The organism is Ktedonobacter racemifer DSM 44963, assembly GCF_000178855.1.
Lineage (GTDB): Bacteria > Chloroflexota > Ktedonobacteria > Ktedonobacterales > Ktedonobacteraceae > Ktedonobacter > Ktedonobacter racemifer.
In genome coordinates this window covers 571,824-589,020 of record NZ_ADVG01000004.1, presented here as the reverse complement: position 1 = coordinate 589,020, position 17,197 = coordinate 571,824, and the positions used below count along the sequence as shown (strand labels likewise).

Below are 17,197 nucleotides of genomic sequence, written 5' to 3'. Positions count from 1 at the left end.
AGATTACCGCCGTAGAAAAAAACTGCCCGAAACCGATGCCATGGTTCTGTCAGAACTCAGACACCATCTTGGCATAGGGGTCGTATTTCTGGTATGCTGATCTCAGCATTCTGACGGAACGAGGAACATTGACCAATGAATTGCCCCCATTGCACAGCAATGAGCACCAGAGAACGAGCGAAGAAAACGAAACTTGGCTATGCAATGTTCTTCTGCCCACATTGCCGACATATTTTCAATGAACGAACCGGTACGCCCTTTAACTACCTTGAATTCCCCACGGACATCGTCCTCCTCGCAGTCTTGTGGCGGTTGCGCTACAAACTGAGCCTGCGTGATGTCGCCGAAATGTTCCTCGAACGCGGCTTTGTCTTTACGCATGAAGCCATCCGAGATTGGGAAACACGGTTTGCTCCACTGATCGCAGAGCAGTTACGAACCCGGCGACGTGGACAGGCGGGAAAATCCTGGTACGTCGACGAAACGTACCTTAAGGTGCATGGAAAGTGGTGCTACTTGTATCGGGCCATCGATTCTGATGGCCATCTGGTTGATTCTCGGCTGAGCGAGAAGAGGAACATGGAGGCGGCCAAGCAGTTTTTCCAGCAGGCCGTTGATGTCGTTGGCCATGTTCCCGATCAAGTGACGACGGACGGCCATACGTCCTATCCGCGGGCCATACGTGAGACGATGAGCAGCAACGTCCAGCATCGAACAAACAAGTATTTGAATAATCGGTTGGAGCAAGACCATCGAGGAATCAAGCAACGCTATTATCCCATGCGTGGCTTCGGAAGCTTCGAATCAGCAGCCCGTTTCTGTTCTGCCTTTGATGAATTACGGAACTATTTCCGTTCTCGCTCTCCTATGAAAGCATTTGTCTCACTCTTACAACAACGACAAGCTTTCCTCCGACGACTTGCTGCCTTGAAAGCGTTCATACAAGTAGCCTCATAGCGAGAAACGCACAAGTAGTAGATTCTCAGGACTCCTTATGAGTTTCTGTGCTCTCAGTTCTGACACTACCCTGTTTGATGCCCCGATGGTCTTGTTCCAGACGGTTGTTCAGATACGGATTGCAGCGATGGCGCACCTTGCTGCCGAGGGTCTCGCGTAGAGCTCGAGGATAGGCGTCATGTCCATCAGTCGTCACTTGTTCTGGCGCATGACCCACCGTTTGGAGTGCTTGCTGGAAAAAGCGCTTGGCTGCATCCATATCTCGCTTTTGGCTGAGCATGCAATCAACGAAGTTCCCTTCACGATCGATAGCGCGATACAGATAACACCACTTTCCATGCACTTTGACGTAGGTTTCGTCCACGTACCAGGACCGGCCTGCTTGCCCACGTCGCCTGACGCGCAATTGCTCCGCTATGAGTGGAGCAAAACGAGCCTCCCAGTCGCGAACAGCTTCATGGGTAAACACTATGCCACGCTCCAAGAACATCTCAGCGACATCACGCAAACTCAGCTTATACCGCAGCCTCCAGAGGACAACGAGCAGAATGATCTCGGTGGGATATTCCAAAAAGTTAAAAGGAGTGCCGGTACGTTCGTTGAAGATGCGTCGGCAGGCCGAACAGCGAAATGTTCGGTATCCAAGGGCGGTTTTCTTCTGCTGTTCCTTTGTGGCAGAAGAGAGACAGTTAAGAACAGTTCACGGCTCACTCCTCCTGAAGATGTGCTGGGTGATCGGTAGTATACCACAGGATAGGTCTCTCCATCAGGACTTGTTCTCAGTTCTGACGCATCCCGCTTGCCGCCCAGATTCAAAGCCTTTTTGTGCAGCATCGTCGGGTCTATGGAAGCCCACGTATTCATGCTGCGTTGCAAGCTGAGGGCGTGCGATGTGGCCGCAAACGCGTCGTGCGACTCATGCAGCAACTGGGACTGTGTGCCAAGCCTCGCCGCCGATCCAAGCCCAAGACGACGCAGAGCGATCCGACAGCCCAGTGCGCGCCCAATGTCCTCAACCGTGACTTTACCGCTGCCTGCCCCAATGCCAAGTGGGTGACTGATGTCACGGCCATCCCGACGGCACAAGGGTGGCTCTACCTGGCCGTCATCTTGGATCTGTTCTCTCGCATGGTTGTGGGATGGGCCATGTCCCCAAAGGACAATGAGCACCTGGTCACGCTCGCGTTGCACATGGCGCTGACTCGTCGGCGTCCGCCACCTGGTCTGCTTCACCATTCGGATCGAGGTAGCGAATACACCAGTCATGGCTACCAGGCGCTGCTTGCTACCCAAGGCATTGAGGTGAGTATGAGTCGCACGGCCAATTGCTACGATAACGCAGCAATAGAATCCTTCTTTGACACACTCAAGAGTGAATGCGTGAACCGGACGCATTTCGCCACCCAGCAGCAGGCCAGAGTGACCATTTTCGAATACCTGGAGTGCTTTTACAACCCGATACGTCTGCATTCCACGTTACAGTACGTCAGTCCGCTTGTCTATGAACAAGCTTTTTCCCAATCGTTGACATAACCCACTTTAGGGTCTCCACAAATCTGGGTGATGGTCACTCCATCAATAGTTTCGGAGGGAATCGCTCTCTTGTGTCACCCCATCCTTATGAGAGAACAGACGGTCTCTTGACGAAGGAAAATGTGGGGAAGGTAAGATTCCCAAACGTGCGGCTTGATGGCCGAAGTGCCCACGAGGCAACCACTAGAAGCGTGATGGAACCGGTTTCGAGAAGGTGGATCGTGCCAGTGCCGACAAAGGCGTGGGAGAGCAATGCCCCCGTTATGTCGAAGAACATGCCAGCATATGCCCACTCCTTGAGTCGTGGCAACCCTGGCACAGCAAGAATGAGAGCCCCAAGGATTTTCCAGATCCCAATGATATTCAAAACGTAGAGCGGGTAACCAAGGACGGTATGGGTCTCGATAGTTCCCCACTGACGTGTCAACTCTCCCAATGCTCCTGCGAGCATCACAAACAGGAGAGCGGCGGTGGTGATCCAATAAGCGAACCGTTTAATGTTCATCGTCATGTTCTCTTTCTTCTGTGTTTCTATTATGATTTCGTGATCAGGTTTCGCTCGTTCGTTATCACTGTGACGAGATGTGACCAAAGCCTATGTGACCGTAGATTGCAGTCGAACGTGAGGCAGACTCAGGATAGATGCTGTTGGCGAATTGGTTTTCCAAACTCAAAACGCGCGTGGCCTTGTCTTACAAAGAACATGCGTTATCAATTCGCCAACAGCAACAAGATACGTGGAAAAATCTATCACGCTGAGTGGTTTTTCCACATATCCCGAGCCTACCTCGACGAGGACTGAACGAAGAGCCACCGGTTGCCGTCGGGATCGTGCAGGTCAAACCACTTGACGCCAGAGCCCGGGCCATACAGGTCATCCTTCACATCGTTGACCTTGATGCCCTTTGCTTTGAGCTCGTCGAATGCGGCTTCAATGTTGGAAGCCGAAAGATAGAGCTTCATCGTCCCAGGTTTCATGTTTTCATGAAACGTCGTCAGGGTCAGCGAGGCACCTCCTCCTGGGAGTTCAAGCGTGACCCAGTGGTGATCGCCTTGTCCCTTGTCTGTCGTGACAGACCAGCCCAATTGTTCCGCGTAGAACGCTTTGGCCTTTGCCATCTCGGTGACTGCTACTGATAACATCAGGATGTTCTCATTTGTCGTTGTCATGTCATCCTTTCGTCTGTCGTAAAACAGCGTGTGGTGTGCCCTTCTCGCACAGCGTGAGCAATTGGCTTGCGGGAGCCAGACGAAATCGCGTGTTTTAGCGCGTCACTCCGTTATTCAGAAGACATCCCCCTGTTCTTCGCCCAAGAGCTGTGAGAAAAGAGCTTCCCTTCTATGCTATACTGAAGTTAGACAAAATTTTTGTCTAACTTCAGTATATAGTAAAGAATTTTGTCTAATTTGTCAAGGGGAGGGACGGTATCAGATGCAGAATCCGAACGATAATGGTCTCCTTGGGTCCCAACTGCTGAGCATTCCAGCTGATATTCTTGAACACGAAGTGTATGAACAGTACGCACAGGCCGGATATGGTGAGGTGCGACTCATGCATAGTGCTATCCTTCGCTACCTGCCACCAGAGGGATGCCGCGTCACGGACCTCGCTCGTCAGGCACGCATGACGAAGCAGGCTGCGGGATATATTGTTGACTCCCTGGTGCAGCACGGGTATATAGAACGCGTTTCCGACCCAGCAGATGGCCGTGCTCAGATCGTGCGCCGAACGGCAAAGGGATGGGAACTTCATCGGCTCGCACGACACGTTGTTCAGCAGGTCCTGGAGGAGTGGACACGTGTGTATGGTGAGGAAAACATGCAGCAATTGCTCTCGCTCCTCCAAGATCTGGTCCATCGTGTGCTGGGTATCCCATATCAGGGGGGGATTTCCGTACGGAGCCCTGGGGAGCAGCCCGAAGATCCAGCAGAAGGCGGATAGCGGCAAGCTGCGGAGAACAACCGAGAGGGCTCATAAAGGTGAAAAGCTACATGATGTATCCTCCAACCACACTCCAGTCTGTTTTTCCTGATGAAGACAACATTTCTCTGTCAGAGGCGTCTGCTGCTTGCGTCGGGTGTGCGCCTTGAATCGGAGGATGCCCTTGTTTGGGGAGAGAGAACGCATACTTCCACAGTGAGGGGAGCGGTATTGTCCACATCACACAAACCCCTGCTCACTCTTGAGGCAACTGTTCATTTGCCAGGACATTTCCCACACTGCATTGACAAAAACGGTTGGTGGCGTTTCGCTTCTGGAGCGGTTTTCCAGATAGGGAAGTGTCCAATTCCATCCTTTAGTACAAATTCCCACCCTTCCGTGCAAAATCGGTCAGCCCTTCAGTTGATTTACCAACAATTCAGGGCGATCGACGGTTACATATTACGGCATTTCGACCTGCTGACACCGAAGATACTGCGACAGAGTTTCAAGAGAAAGGAATTTTATATGATAGATAACCAGTCTGCCTCACAGCAGATAAATGCCATACTCAAAATGAATCGTGACTGGCGGGGCGAAACATTATCACGGCTACGCACCTTCATTCAGAAGGCCGACCCTGCTGTGATTGAAGAAGTGAAGTGGAAGAAGCCCTCTAAACCAGAGGGAGTTCCCGTTTGGTCTCACGATGGAATTATCTGCTACGCAGATACGCTCAAGAATGCCGTTAGGTTGACTTTCCCCAAAGGTGTTCAGGTGCAGGATCCCAAAAAGCTCTTCAACACACGCCTGGAGAGCAACACTGTTCGTGCAATCGACTTCCACGAAGGTGACACTTTCAATGAAGCGGCATTAAAGGCGCTCATTCTCGATGCTGTGCGGCTGAACATGTCAAAGTGATTTGCGTTTGAGGTTGTGCAAGAGCCGAGAGTCTAAGCCCCATAGTCCTTTGATTCGCTTTGGAAGTGGCTTCAAGAGGATTATTCCTGTTGAGGGTTCTGTCAGAACTGAGATAACCCTTGAGCAGATTTCCCAGGAAGGTCTTGACCTTGACATGGTGTCAAGGTCAAGACTCCTATCAGAGCATGATCCAGAAAGGAGAGACAGTATGCAGATCAGTGAACTTGCCAGTAGAACAGGGGTAAGCCTTCGCTCATTGCGTTACTATGAGGCAAAAGGGTTGCTTTCCGCACAGAGATTGGAAAACGGTTATCGCTCGTATGGAGAGGAAGATGTTGACCGTGTGCACTTAATTCAGCAGTTTCTGAATATGGGATTGACAACCGACCAGATCTATCAGAGCGGTCTCCACAGGCTGCCAGGTACAGGCGAAAATTTTGTGGAACTGATTGGGGGCTGTCTGCCTGCTGCGCTTTCATTTTACGAGCAGAAGTTGGTTGAGATGGAGCAAAAAATTGAGATTCTCAATCAAGCGAAAACAAAGCTCTCACAGGTGGTGGCTACATTGCGCAATCGTGCAGTGAGCACCTTCTCAGCTCAATAAGCTATTGGAGGGTGTTGTCAACTTGACGGAGAAATAGAAGAGTTTTTGGGGGAGAAAGGAGCAGAGCAGAAAAGAAGCAGAGGTTTAGGGATTCAAGAATAATTAACCATCCCGGAAATCAGGAGCGCGGTACATGATATCCACGAACCATTTTTCCAAGGAGGGCAACCGCTGAAGTTTGGTTTCTACGGCGTCCATGGCTTCCCTGGTCAGTTTGACGCCGGTTTGATAGATGCTCGTCACTAATGCGACGACGGGATGTTTTCCTTTCCAAGTCATCGTGCTGGCATACTGGATGGTTGCATCGACTGAGTCGAGCAAGGAACCATTCCAATGCTGCTCTAAAATCCCCCAGCACCGTTCGACCGGGTTGTATTTGCTATGATACGGCGGATAATACGCCAAGCGGACCGTGATTTGGTAGCGCTCCACAAACTCCAGCAATCGCTGCATAAACTGGGTCCGCCGACTGTGATTCTCTGGACCATTGTCCACATTGATGAGCAGCGTCTTGATATGGGCAAAGCGCTCACGAACGCTTTCCCACCAATCGATGAGACGATCCACTAGGCAATCGCTGGTCACTTTGGAGGTGACTCCATAGAGAAACAACTCATCGGAGGCCGGCAGGAAAATCCCCACAGGCGTGACCGTTGCTACCGGTTGAAAGTCGTGATCAGCAGCCTTGGTGACCACGCGACTTTTCCCTCCACGTGCAAAGGGGCCAACTTTCACCGTTGCCTTGGCATCCATCGAGATGCGTAACGTATCCGGAGCGGCATCAGCTTCTTCATTCAGAAGCTTTACTTGGGCAAAGATCGCGTCGGTTTCCGGGAGTTTTTTTGAGGTTGGCTTTTGGCCACCTTTTTCGGGTAATATCCCAGCTCATTGAGTTTCGTCGAGATGGTCTCGGCTGTCGGTAATTCCGCATCGCTGTAGCCCTTTTGAGCAATGAGTTGGCGGCGAACTTCTGTTGCAGTGAGCCGCGTATACAAGCGGGTTGTACGCGCACTGTGGGTCCGCTTGGCTCTGCCCATCTACGATGGCAGTGATATCGCTAAGCAAGCTGGGCAAGTGCTGCTCGCTGCGCTTGCGTCCTCGCGAGGTATACGCATCGATACAGACGATCCCATGCTCCAGTTCATGCAGCCCTTTGCGAATCGTCCCACGATTCCATCCTAGTTCCCGCTCTGCCAAGCGTTGACCTCCTTCACCCAAGGCGCGTACTGTCCGGGCCAGAAACAAACGGCGCGCGCTCCCTTTCAGCGATTTCCCCGTCTCCACAAGTAACTCTTTCACCTCTTCGACCAGTTCCATTCTTCTGCCTCCCAGAGCTTTTTTACGACAATATATCATCTCTAGAGTCATAGAAGCCTACCATGTCATCTGGGGAAAATCTACTCTAGCAACAGTGTATAAAAACGTTACTCTGCCCAGGTTCCCAGAAAACGCCTTGTGTGGATTCGATGATCACACGGTAAATTGACTCAAGTTCGAACTTTTCACCCTGTGGTTCAGCCCAAGATCAAGAGAGAAAATCAAGGCTCCTGCTTTCAGGGTGCGCTGCTTGCTGATAGACATACCAACACGTCGCGAGATCCTGAAAGGCTAGACCCACACCTCCGTAGATGGTAATTTGCTCCGCACTCGTGCGTCCTGATTTCACCCCAGCAATCACTTCGCCCAGTTCGGCATGCACTGCTCGTCCATCCAGGCCAACACTCCCTAGCGCCCCCATACGTATCGCTAGATCCCGGTCGTCACAGACAAAGAGGCCGTGTTGAATCAGATCAGCAGCCACCTCGCATTTGCCCGGTTCATCCGGTCCCAGCGTGGTGATATGAGTGCCGGGCTGTACCATGTTGGGAAAGAGAAACGGCTCGCGGGACCAGGTGGCAGACACAATGATCTCCGCGCATTCAGTCGCCTCGGCAAGAGAGGAAACCGCATGCACTGGGAACGGCAATTCCTCACGCATCAACCGGACAAAGGCATCGGCTTTCCCAGGCGCAGTATCATACACCAGGACCTGCGTCAGCGAACGCACGAGAGTCAGGCAGCGCAGTTGCCATGCCCCTTGTACCCCGGCCCCAATGAGAGCTACCCGTCCAGCATCCGGGCGCGCGAGGAGATCCGCTGCGAGCGCGCCTGCCAGCCCGGTGCGTACGGCTGTGATGGCAGTAGAATCCATGAGAGCGAGCAGGTTCCCCGTCTGCAGATCATGCAGCAAGAGAACCCCTTTAATAGCCGGTTGCTGCAAGGGAAACTTGGCATGAACTTTCACTGTATAGGCAGGGATGCCGGAAAGCAGACCAGGAAACAAGAGCATGGCACCATTCGCATCCTGTCCGGGCAGAGGTGAACGCACACGCTGAGCAGGAATGGAACGCTCCAACGAATACGCCTGGAAGGCTTGGCGCATCTCAGATAACAAGGCAGGCAGGTGCAACAAAGGCTCGACCTCTGAACGGGTCAGCAAAACAGTGGTCATGATCGATCACACTCCAGCAAGACAGATTTGGGTCTATCTTTGCAAATTTTCCATGGAGAGACAAGAGCCAATGATGCAGAAGCTCGGCCAGCCATTCTCTTCGGGGTCAGGTTCTCAAAAGAGAACAAGATGCATATCACCCAGATAGACAGATGATCGCCCACACGCCTGTCTCAGGTACGGGTACAGCAAGCCAGGTGAGCAGTTCTCTCCGAAGCTCTCTCGGCAAAGTAACTCCTCTTGACGCATCTTTCAAAAAGGTACACCACATCATCTCTGGGACAATCTAATTTTCGAAAGTCCCTAAGAAGGTGTGCAGAAAGCCGAAAACTAGCCGATAGAAAAGAGAAAGGAGAGAAAAAAGCCGAGCAAAGCTATCGAAAGGAGCGGGATGATGGGAAAGTACTCACTCTCTGCGGATGCCGTATCCATCAGATGTAACAGACGAAGAATGGGAGATTCTGGAGCCGTTGATTCCAGGAGAGAAGCCAGGCGGACGTCCGCAGGAAATTGCGCGGCGGGAAATCCTCAATGGCATCTTGTATGTGCTGCGGAGTGCGTGTGCCTGGCGCATGATGCCCCATGATTTGCCGCATTGGAGCACGGTGTATCTCTCTTTCCGCCTGTGGAAACAGGCAGGCGTCTGGGAACACGTGAATGCAGCCCTGCGACGTGATCTGCGCGTAAGCCTTGGGCGCGATCCTGAACCGAGTGCCGCCATTCTCGATAGTCAATCGATCAAAACGAGTTCGGTGCGCGGTGATGAGCGCGGGTTTGATGGCGGGAAAAAAAATCCACGGCAGAAAACGGTTTGTGCTGGTTGACACCCAGGGGCTGGTGATCGCGGTGAAAGTGCTGAACGCTCACATCGATGAGCGGGAAGGAGGCAAGGTTCTGCTTCTGCCTCTGAAAGGAGCGCTGCCTCGTCTCCAGCTGATCTGGGTCGATAGCGGGTATGCAGGCCACCACGCGAGAGCAGTGGGTCAAAGAGCACCTGGGGGTACGTGTGGAGGTGGTGAATCATCCCTGGACCGGCATTCGCGCCGTCTGGGTGAAAGAAGGGGAGGAAGTCGACTGGAATGCGATCATTCCCCCAGGTTTCCACCTCCTTCCCCACCGATGGGTAGTGGAACGCACCAATGCCTGGATCACCCAGAACCGTCGGCTCTCCCGCGATTATGAGGGCACCTATTCGAGTAGCGAGGCATTGATCTCTCTCGCGATGAGTAAACTGATGGTGGCCAGGCTGGCTCGCGCCGCTCCCTAACTGGTGTCATTCTGCACACCTTCTAAGTGGAAAGTTTGTAGTAGATGATGTGATGCCCCGTGTAGCCGCAGGCTACACGGGGCATCACATCATCTACTACATGAGATATCTTAGCCTTCAGCTAGCTTTGTACTACAGCCCTGCGTCATCTTCTGCAAGGCATCGTTCGCGGAAAGCTGGCTGGTGAGCGCGCTGGTAAAGTCGCTTGTGATAACTGTGCGGCAATCGTCCCAGGCGGGCAGAATGCTGGGCACAAAGCCATATTGAAGCGATTCCGGGCCAGCCTGGCGCGCGGGATTCTGCTCGAAGTAGCTCTTCAAAGTCGAGCCCTCATAGGCAGATTTGCGAATAGGCATATACCCGGTCGCCTTGACGAACTGAGCGTTCGCATCGGCGCTGGTCAGGTACTTCATAAAGTCCCACGCGGCTGTCTTGGCATCTGTGCTGGCGCTGGAGAACATCGCCATATTGGTGCCGTAGAGTGAGGTAAACTTGCCAGCGGAACCACCGGGCAAAACGGCCTCTGAGAACTTAAATTTGCCGCCAATGGAACTCTTGATGAAGGGATAGCTGGCGACAGTGCTGATAGCGAAGGCGGATTTACCCGCGGCAAAGTCGTTCTGCCAGCTATAGAGCTTGGTCACATGGATGTTGCCAGACTTGACCAGGGGCGTGAGATCGCTCAAGGCCTTTAAAGCGGGCTGGGAATTGGCTCCATCACCAAAGGTGGCCTTGGTGCCATCGCTCGAAACGAAGTCGGTGCCGCCAAAGGCTTTGTAGAATGTCGCCCACTCGTCGACCGAGGGCGTGAAGGAGAGGCCCCAGCGTGAGCCATCGGCCTTTGTCACTTTGGTGATGGCAGCCTTCAACTCATCGGTCGTCGTGGGAACGGCAATCCCCTCTTGCTTCAACACATCCTCGTTGTAGTAGAGTACCTCAACGCTTTTGTTGAAGGGCAGCATATATTGCGTGCCGTCGATCTGTCCATCCTTCCAGATGGTGGGGTAGAAATCGCTGATATCGCTCTGGCTCAGGCCGTTCTGCCCTGAGATGTAGGGCTGCAAGGACTCAAGCGCGTTCGACTGCTGATACTTCGAAGCCCAACTCTCATAGACCTGTGCCATCGTGGGCGCGTTATTGGCGGCGATGGCGGCGGTCAGCTTTGTCTTCAACGTATCGTAGGAGTCATAGGCCTGCAATTTGATGGTGACATTCTTATGCTGGCTCATATACTGCTTGGCGAGAGTCTCGATGGCGGTCTTATTCGCACCAGTCGAGAAGGCCTCCCAGAAGTCTACAGTATATTTTTTATTGGCATCCAGAACACCGGTGCTGCCGCTGTTATTGCCGCTATTGCCGCTTGAGGAGTCGCCTCCACATGCGCTCAAGAGGAGCACTATAACGAGGAGCACCAGGGTCATACTAAACCCAGTACGACGCATGGAAATATCAGTCCTTTCAATACTTCGATCAATAAAGAAGTCAGTACCCTACGGCGAAAGCCGAGGGCTTGGAGTTGTGTCTGAACTCCACCGCAATTCAGCATACCTTTTCAGGCGTGCGGCTTTGGCTTCATCGTCCGACACAGAAGGCGCGTACTGACAAGAGGCCCGTTCCTCTCCAGTCTTGCCGGATAAGAAGCGTTCGCATCGCAATGTTTCTTGCACCAACCAGATCGGCATGGAGCGTGTACTGACAATTCTGACAGACGAAGAGCAATCCTTTGTTGGGTCTATTCTCTTTGCAGGTGTGCCCACATTTGGGGCAGGCCTGCGAGGTAGAGTTGGCATCGACCTTGATTGCCATACTTCGATGTAAGAGCGCTTTATAGGCAATCATGCTATGCAACTCAGCGAAGGACCATTTGGAGAAGGTACGATTGGCTTTTCGCTGTTTTGCATTTTTGCCTTTGCGTCGTTTGGTACGCTCTCGAATGTCTGTCAGATGCTCCAGTCCAATCAAGCTTTGAGGGTGCTGTAGGACAATCCGCTTACTCACGACATGATTGGTATTCTGCTTCAACCGTCTCTCTCGTCCACTGATGGCAACGAGCCTTCTTGTCGCTGAACGAGTGCCTTTCTTTTGCAGACGTTTTCTCAGTCGTGCGTAGTGGTTTGCCTTGGGGACAATCTGTTTGCCTGAATGGAAGGTGCAATCCCCTTGCATCGTCGCCGTGACGGCAAGGTATCGCATCCCCACATCCACTCCGGCGACCTGCTTGTGCGTTTCAGGTGTAGGATCAGCCGTCTCAATTGCAAGAGAGACAAGGAGGTAAAATTGTTTCTTGGGCTTGTCATACCAGAGTTTCGATGCACCAATCTCCGCTCCACGCTGGATCAATGCCACATGCTTATTGTAGCCAGTATAGGGCACGATAACACGTCCCTCAAGGGTCAGGATGCTCACCTGCTGCTCTTTCTTGAAGGTGTAGTCTTTCTTGTACTGATAGGTCAACGTGGGGGAGATGAACTAGGGAGCCTTATCAAGCCCTTTGTAGCGTTTCTTGGTCTTCCCTTCCTTACGATGAACAGCATTGTTCTTGACCTTTGTCCAGAGGGTTTTATACGAGGCACCAACTTGGCGAGGAACAGAACAGGCCATTTGCGAAGGCAGATGAAAACGGAGGCGGATCTCTTCGTAGGTGGCATCTTGCAAACGAACAGCATTGCTCATCTTGCCATGCGCAAAGGCGTACTGGCTCACATAGTTGAGAGAATCCCGATACGCCAGTTGCGTTGTACGTAATGCCTTGAATTGCTCGGGCGTTGTATTCAATTTGAGTTTCGCTGTTACTACCGTTTGCATACGCTAAATTATACCATAGTTTTCATCTGACTGTCAACAATACATGAGCAGATGAAAGCATGTCTACGGCGTATTCCACCCAAGCCACCGACAAAGGAACGCCGCATTCCTCCCCATGCCTGAAAGGGCAGGGGCATCCTGCGGCGTTTTGGGTGAAACTTAGTGGTGAGTCCCCCACAAAATTTTTCCCCTTGTTTCGTAAACAAACCACTTAGCCTTTTGTGCTGCCAGCGGAGATGCCTTCTATGAACTGCTTTTGCGCGATCAAGAAGACCACCAGCACTGGTAGAGTGGTAAAGGCAACGGCAGCGGCCAGGCCAGTTGGATCGTTGCCTTCGTCAGCGACAAAGGCGCGCAGGCCAACCTCAACCGGGCGAAATGCGTCGGTACTGGTTACCAGGTAGGGCCAGAGAAACGCGTTCCAGCTGCCGATAAATATCTGTAGCGCGATTACCGCCAGCGCGGGGCGAGCCAGGGGCGCCGCCACCCGCCAGAGATAACCCAAGCGCGAACAGCCATCGAGTTGAGCCGCCTCCCACAACGAGGGGGGGAGCGCGAGGAAGAATTGGCGTAACAAGAAAATGCCAGAGATGCTGACCCCAAAGGGAATAATCTGCGCCTGGTAGCTATTGATCCAGTGGAAGGTTGAGATGAGCAGGTAACTGGGGATCAGCGTGGCCTCTGAGGGAACCATGATGATCCCTAGAAGTAGCATAAAGAGCACATGGCGACCGGGAAACTTCATCGTCCCAAAGGCATAGGCCGCCAGGAGCGACGTCAATGTCGCCAGGACAATCGTGCAGAGCGCGACGAACAGGCTATTGCCAAAATACTGCAACCAGGGAGCCATATTCCAGGCGCGTACATAGTTTGACCACTCCCAATCGGGCAGGATATGTGGCACCACATCATAGGCATCATGCGTGGTCAGCAGCGAGGTGACCAGCATATAGTAAATGGGAAATACCGCGATGAGCGTGGCGATAATAATCACCAGATAGCGTGTACCGCGCCGTAATTGAGCGCTCCACCAGCCGGACGCGCGCTTCTGACGAGACCCTGATAAACGTGTGGCGGACATAGCATCGAACCTTCTAATCTACAGAGGGAGTATAACGGCGCGATAAGCCAAACTGCGCCACTGAAACGGTAAAGACGAGCAGAAAGATAATTACTGAGATGGCTGACCCGATTCCCGTATGGGCCGAAGTGCCAAAGGCCTGGGAGAAGAGGTAGAGGCCCAGCGTTTGGCCCGCATTCTGCGCACCTCCATCCGGCCCCAGAAACAGGAAGGCTGGCTGAAACATCTTAAATGCCTCAATGGTGCTCAATAGCAGTACCACAACCGTCACAGGCGCTAGCAGTGGCCAGGTAATATGACGGAAGGTTTGCCAGGAATTCGCGCCATCCACCTGCGCTGCCTCGGCGAGCATGGGCGAGATATTTGTCAGGCCGGACATAAAAAGCACAACACTGAAGCCCAGAGACTTCCAGGTGGTATAGAAAATGATGCTGGGTAAGATCCAATGTGGATCTCCCAGCCAATCGATTGGTTTAAGGTGTAACAGGTGTAGGATGCCATTAAATAGGCCGTGATAGTTATCAAACATCCACACCCAGATAGATGTTGTAGCCACAATTGGTGTAATGAATGGTGAGAAGATGGCCAGGCGCCAGAACGCTCGCCCACGAATACTCGACATCAACAAAATCGCCAGCAAGAGCGAGAGCACCAGTTGCAGCGGAACCGAAATGACTACATAGAGTATAGTTGTCTGAAGTGCCTGCCAGAAGTTCGGATCGCTAAATAAGAAACGGTAATTTGCCAGGCCTACAAATGGCTGTGTACCGTGGTTGAGGAAGTTCCATTTGAAGAGACTGATCACAAAGACGAAAACGGAGGGGAAATATGAGAAGACACCCAAAATAATGAAGGCTGGTAACAGGTAAAGATAGGCTTGCCCCATCGTCAACCAGCGCCTCCACCTCTGCTTAGGCGCCAGAGACCGCTTTTCCTCTCGCGCTATCGACAACAAAATATCGCTTTCCATACGACTCTCCAGACAAAGATAAAATATCACCATAAACATGATACTTATAACATATTAACCATAAGTAATCAAATCATAAAAAGTAGTTTAACATTCCATTATATCGCTTTTTCGCGTATCCGCAATATGCCAAAAAGGATGGAGGGTGTATTGTGTTGTCCTCTGGCAGCGGGCTCCGCCCGCTGCCAGAGGACAACACAATACACTTGACTCTATGGAGGGCGTGTAGCCCCACAAGCAGCTTCCCCGAGGGTCAGGAGCCAATAGTAAGGCAGGGTTTCGTAAAGAGAAGGGAATTTTTTATACTATAGGTGTACACATCTGTGGATTGTGCATACCTTGGGCGATGTGTTGATGTTGGAAGGAGTGTAGGATGGGCGAGCTACTGCGTTCACGTATGCAGGTGGTGTTGTCATTTGATATCGAGGTGACCGACGAGGAGACGGAGATCTCAGATGAGACAGAGCAACTGGCGGTCTATTTCAAGGAGTATAATCGCAGGTTGCTCCTGGCGATTCTTCGCCAGCCTGAGAACCTGCGCCGCTTTTTGATTGGTTGGGTCGCGGCGCATATTGAAGCGCTTCCCATGCAAGAGGGTGTCTCTTCGTGGGAAGCGCTTTTGTTAGAAAAGGAAGAAGTCTCGCTGCCCAAGCAGCTCTGGGCGACCATTCGGCAGATGAGCAAAGAAGACCAGGCTATCTTTCGCTGGTGGGTGGAGGATAAGCGCATCGATTTTGGCAGCCAGATCACTGATTTTCTTAAGAGCTTTCGCGTCGAGCTAAAAGAGCTAGAGATCACTGATCCTCTTGACCCAGACAAGGCAGCTATACAGTTGCGCTCACGCCTGGTGTTACCCCAGGCGGAGCAGGCGCATGAGAGCAGGGTTTTTTAGCATGGTATAAAGACTATTTTGCCACCCGCGGAGCCCTGGGCCAGGAGCTGGTAAGCCCTGGGGGCCTCTTGTAGTGGGAAGGTGCGTATCTCCTGGGGGGCGCGCAAGGTGCCTGCTTCAAAGCCCTGTTTGATCTCAGAGAGGATATGAGCTGTCTGGCTGGCGCCAAGCTGAAGCGAGTCTACTCCTACCAGGTGTAGCTCTCGGTGATAGAAGTCGCGCATATTGAATTGTACCTGTCCATCGCCACGCGCGGTAATGGCGACGAGCCGTCCCCCATGGGCGAGGCAGGTCAGTCCCAGGTCAAAGAGTGGCCCCCCTACGGTATCGATGCAGGCGCTGACCCCTTCGCCGTGTGTAAGCTTCATAAGGTCGGTCTGGGCATCGGGCCGCTCGGTGTTGATTACATCGTATAGCTCGTTGCCCCGTGGTTCACCACGCTGGGCGCCAAACATGCGCAGGCCGCGCATCTTGCCCAGTTCGATGGCGGCGTTGCCGACCGCGCCCCGCGCGCCAAGTACCAGTACAGAATCACCTTTGCTTGCGCCGCTTGCCTGAAGCGTAAGCCAGGCTGTCAGGAAAGGCACGCCAATCGCGCCCGCCTGCTCCATCGAGAGGTTGTGTGGCTTCAGACTGAGCGTATCGCGTGGCGCGACAATATATTGGGCGTGCGAGCCATCGCGGGTAAAACCAAACTCGGCCCCACTGGCCCAGACCTCCTGCCCGCGTAACTCCTCCGGCCCTTCGACCACGATGCCCGCGAAATCACGTCCTGGAATGCGCGGTAACTGGGTTTGGATGAAGCGACCCAAAATATTGCCGATGTCGCTGGGATTAAGTCCGGCAGCGCGTATTTCGACCAGGACCTCATCTGTCCCTGGACGAGGTCGCTCAATCTCGCTCATATGGAGTGTTTCGGGTGGACCAAACTCAGTGATGCGCAAGGCTAACATGATGTATCCTTTCCTGGTGGCTTGTGGAGAGAGGCAAAGCAAGCATGTGCCGTGTTGCCAACTTTGCCTCTCAGGGATTACAGGCTGTCAGTATTATTGTAGCTAGCGTCCAAGGTCAGTGGATGGACGCTGTGATTCATCCATGGATGCTGACCGCTGTTCAGGGGTTGGAGATGGTTGCTGCTGGCTGGCTGTCGCAGAGGACGCACCACTCTCCGACGCCCGTGATTGTGGGGCTTCAATAGTACCTCGTGCTTGCTCCTGACTTGCCTGAAGGGCGATATGGCGCGGACGAGCCGCCTCACTCACAGGTAGGCGTATGGTCAGGATCCCATTTTCATACTCGGTTTGTACATGGTCCATGTCAACAGGACGTTCAAAGCTCATGCTTCGGGTGAATGTTCCCGAGTGAAGCTCATGTACGAGCCAGTTGCCTTGTGGAACATCAGAGCTACGGCGATACTGGCCATGGATGGTGAGCATATGCTGATCGATGGTCAGGCTGATGTCTTCAGGTTTCATCCCTGGTAGTGCCGCACGTACGACATAGTTATTGTTCTCCTCGTAGACATCTACAGGTAGGCTTGTCTCAACGCCTTCGCCAAACAGATGCGGTCGTATGAAACTCTGTTCAAAAAGCTGGTTGATGGCGTTGCGCAGGCTTAATCCCTCACCGAAGGGATCATAACGTGAGATGCCCATAGAAATGTGCCTCCTTTCGGCATCTTATCTCCTGGCTTATTGATCCATGAGGCTTTGTTTTCTCCTCACAGGAGATATCACGACGCGCCCGCTTTGCGGG

14 protein-coding genes and 4 pseudogenes are annotated in these 17,197 nt (G+C 52.7%); 7 read left to right on the top strand and 11 right to left on the bottom strand.

Annotated elements, in window-relative coordinates; translation table 11 throughout:
• The first annotated feature begins 135 nt into the window (after positions 1-135).
• The gene (locus KRAC_RS44265) at positions 136-957 is read left to right on the top strand and encodes an IS6 family transposase (RefSeq protein WP_007918538.1); all 822 of its coding nucleotides are present in this window, start codon (positions 136-138) and stop codon (positions 955-957) included.
• Between the two features lie 25 nt (positions 958-982).
• Here the strand turns inward: KRAC_RS44265 and KRAC_RS44260 are convergent.
• Positions 983-1,648: pseudogene (locus KRAC_RS44260) on the bottom strand (IS6 family transposase); the annotation flags it as partial.
• 101 nt (positions 1,649-1,749) lie between these two features.
• Between KRAC_RS44260 and KRAC_RS44255 the strand changes: the two are divergent.
• Positions 1,750-2,490, top strand: coding sequence for an IS3 family transposase (locus KRAC_RS44255; RefSeq protein ID WP_274532212.1), 741 nt, complete (start codon positions 1,750-1,752; stop codon positions 2,488-2,490).
• 85 nt (positions 2,491-2,575) lie between these two features.
• Here the strand turns inward: KRAC_RS44255 and KRAC_RS44250 are convergent, their stop codons facing one another.
• Together KRAC_RS44250 and KRAC_RS44245 are read right to left on the bottom strand one after the other, a co-directional pair.
• Positions 2,576-3,001 (bottom strand): DoxX family protein, encoded by a 426-nt coding sequence (locus KRAC_RS44250; RefSeq protein ID WP_157507890.1) that lies wholly within the window; start codon positions 2,999-3,001, stop codon positions 2,576-2,578.
• A gap of 272 nt (positions 3,002-3,273) precedes the next feature.
• Positions 3,274-3,660 (bottom strand): VOC family protein, encoded by a 387-nt coding sequence (locus KRAC_RS44245; protein WP_007918532.1) that lies wholly within the window; start codon positions 3,658-3,660, stop codon positions 3,274-3,276.
• A 262-nt stretch (positions 3,661-3,922) separates the two neighbouring features.
• Here KRAC_RS44245 and KRAC_RS44240 point away from each other — a divergent pair, with 262 nt between their 5' ends.
• The 3 genes from KRAC_RS44240 to KRAC_RS44230 all read left to right on the top strand — a co-directional run bounded on the left by KRAC_RS44240 (position 3,923) and on the right by KRAC_RS44230 (position 5,936).
• Complete coding sequence (locus KRAC_RS44240; protein WP_007918531.1) at positions 3,923-4,432, top strand: MarR family winged helix-turn-helix transcriptional regulator; 510 nt, start codon at positions 3,923-3,925, stop codon at positions 4,430-4,432.
• A gap of 507 nt (positions 4,433-4,939) precedes the next feature.
• The gene (locus KRAC_RS44235) at positions 4,940-5,332 is read left to right on the top strand and encodes a DUF1801 domain-containing protein (RefSeq protein ID WP_007918530.1); all 393 of its coding nucleotides are present in this window, start codon (positions 4,940-4,942) and stop codon (positions 5,330-5,332) included.
• Positions 5,333-5,540: 208 nt separating this feature from the next.
• Positions 5,541-5,936, top strand: a complete 396-nt coding sequence (locus KRAC_RS44230) for a MerR family transcriptional regulator (RefSeq protein WP_007918529.1) — start codon at positions 5,541-5,543, stop codon at positions 5,934-5,936.
• Between the two features lie 102 nt (positions 5,937-6,038).
• On the opposite strand, the pseudogene KRAC_RS80240 reads toward KRAC_RS44230, so the two are convergent.
• Positions 6,039-7,253 (bottom strand): annotated as a pseudogene (locus KRAC_RS80240) (ISAzo13 family transposase).
• 208 nt (positions 7,254-7,461) lie between these two features.
• Positions 7,462-8,427, bottom strand: coding sequence for an ornithine cyclodeaminase family protein (locus tag KRAC_RS44215; RefSeq protein WP_007918528.1), 966 nt, complete (start codon positions 8,425-8,427; stop codon positions 7,462-7,464).
• A gap of 419 nt (positions 8,428-8,846) precedes the next feature.
• Here KRAC_RS44215 and KRAC_RS69735 point away from each other — a divergent pair.
• Positions 8,847-9,694: pseudogene (locus tag KRAC_RS69735) on the top strand (IS5 family transposase).
• Positions 9,695-9,804: 110 nt separating this feature from the next.
• On the opposite strand, the gene KRAC_RS44200 reads toward KRAC_RS69735, so the two are convergent.
• From KRAC_RS44200 to KRAC_RS44185, 4 genes and pseudogenes are all read right to left on the bottom strand, one after another.
• The gene (locus KRAC_RS44200; protein WP_007918527.1) at positions 9,805-11,136 is read right to left on the bottom strand and encodes an ABC transporter substrate-binding protein; all 1,332 of its coding nucleotides are present in this window, start codon (positions 11,134-11,136) and stop codon (positions 9,805-9,807) included.
• A 48-nt stretch (positions 11,137-11,184) separates the two neighbouring features.
• A pseudogene (locus KRAC_RS44195) lies at positions 11,185-12,499 on the bottom strand (RNA-guided endonuclease InsQ/TnpB family protein).
• A 211-nt stretch (positions 12,500-12,710) separates the two neighbouring features.
• Positions 12,711-13,580, bottom strand: coding sequence for a carbohydrate ABC transporter permease (locus KRAC_RS44190; RefSeq protein ID WP_007918525.1), 870 nt, complete (start codon positions 13,578-13,580; stop codon positions 12,711-12,713).
• 13 nt (positions 13,581-13,593) lie between these two features.
• Positions 13,594-14,550 carry a carbohydrate ABC transporter permease gene (locus tag KRAC_RS44185; protein WP_052569149.1) on the bottom strand — a complete coding sequence of 319 codons (957 nt, stop codon included), beginning with the start codon at positions 14,548-14,550 and terminating at the stop codon, positions 13,594-13,596.
• A gap of 373 nt (positions 14,551-14,923) precedes the next feature.
• Here KRAC_RS44185 and KRAC_RS44180 point away from each other — a divergent pair, with 373 nt between their 5' ends.
• Entirely contained in the window at positions 14,924-15,442 is a 519-nt protein-coding gene (locus KRAC_RS44180; protein WP_007918523.1) for a hypothetical protein, read from the top strand.
• On the opposite strand, the gene KRAC_RS44175 is transcribed toward KRAC_RS44180, so the two are convergent.
• Entirely contained in the window at positions 15,439-16,395 is a 957-nt protein-coding gene (locus tag KRAC_RS44175) for a quinone oxidoreductase family protein (protein ID WP_007918522.1), read from the bottom strand. The genes KRAC_RS44180 and KRAC_RS44175 overlap by 4 nt on opposite strands.
• Before the next feature lie 102 nt (positions 16,396-16,497).
• Positions 16,498-17,097: an Hsp20/alpha crystallin family protein gene (locus KRAC_RS44170; protein ID WP_007918521.1), complete on the bottom strand. Its 600-nt coding sequence runs from the start codon at positions 17,095-17,097 to the stop codon at positions 16,498-16,500.
• Positions 17,098-17,197 lie beyond the last annotated feature (100 nt).

Bases quoted from the DNA above. Each gene is read 5' to 3' on its own strand.
- KRAC_RS44215 (WP_007918528.1), bottom strand. From the start codon at position 8,427: ATGACCACTGTTTTGCTGACCCGTTCAGAGGTCGAGCCTTTGTTGCAC.
- KRAC_RS44200 (WP_007918527.1), bottom strand. From the start codon at position 11,136: ATGCGTCGTACTGGGTTTAGTATGACCCTGGTGCTCCTCGTTATAGTG.
- KRAC_RS44170 (WP_007918521.1), bottom strand. From the start codon at position 17,097: ATGGGCATCTCACGTTATGATCCCTTCGGTGAGGGATTAAGCCTGCGC.
- KRAC_RS44180 (WP_007918523.1), top strand. From the start codon at position 14,924: ATGGGCGAGCTACTGCGTTCACGTATGCAGGTGGTGTTGTCATTTGAT.
- KRAC_RS44190 (WP_007918525.1), bottom strand. From the start codon at position 13,580: ATGTCCGCCACACGTTTATCAGGGTCTCGTCAGAAGCGCGCGTCCGGC.
- KRAC_RS44265 (WP_007918538.1), top strand. From the start codon at position 136: ATGAATTGCCCCCATTGCACAGCAATGAGCACCAGAGAACGAGCGAAG.
- KRAC_RS44185 (WP_052569149.1), bottom strand. From the start codon at position 14,550: ATGGAAAGCGATATTTTGTTGTCGATAGCGCGAGAGGAAAAGCGGTCT.
- KRAC_RS44230 (WP_007918529.1), top strand. From the start codon at position 5,541: ATGCAGATCAGTGAACTTGCCAGTAGAACAGGGGTAAGCCTTCGCTCA.
- KRAC_RS44245 (WP_007918532.1), bottom strand. From the start codon at position 3,660: ATGACAACGACAAATGAGAACATCCTGATGTTATCAGTAGCAGTCACC.
- KRAC_RS44250 (WP_157507890.1), bottom strand. From the start codon at position 3,001: ATGACGATGAACATTAAACGGTTCGCTTATTGGATCACCACCGCCGCT.
- KRAC_RS44175 (WP_007918522.1), bottom strand. From the start codon at position 16,395: ATGTTAGCCTTGCGCATCACTGAGTTTGGTCCACCCGAAACACTCCAT.
- KRAC_RS44235 (WP_007918530.1), top strand. From the start codon at position 4,940: ATGATAGATAACCAGTCTGCCTCACAGCAGATAAATGCCATACTCAAA.
- KRAC_RS44240 (WP_007918531.1), top strand. From the start codon at position 3,923: ATGCAGAATCCGAACGATAATGGTCTCCTTGGGTCCCAACTGCTGAGC.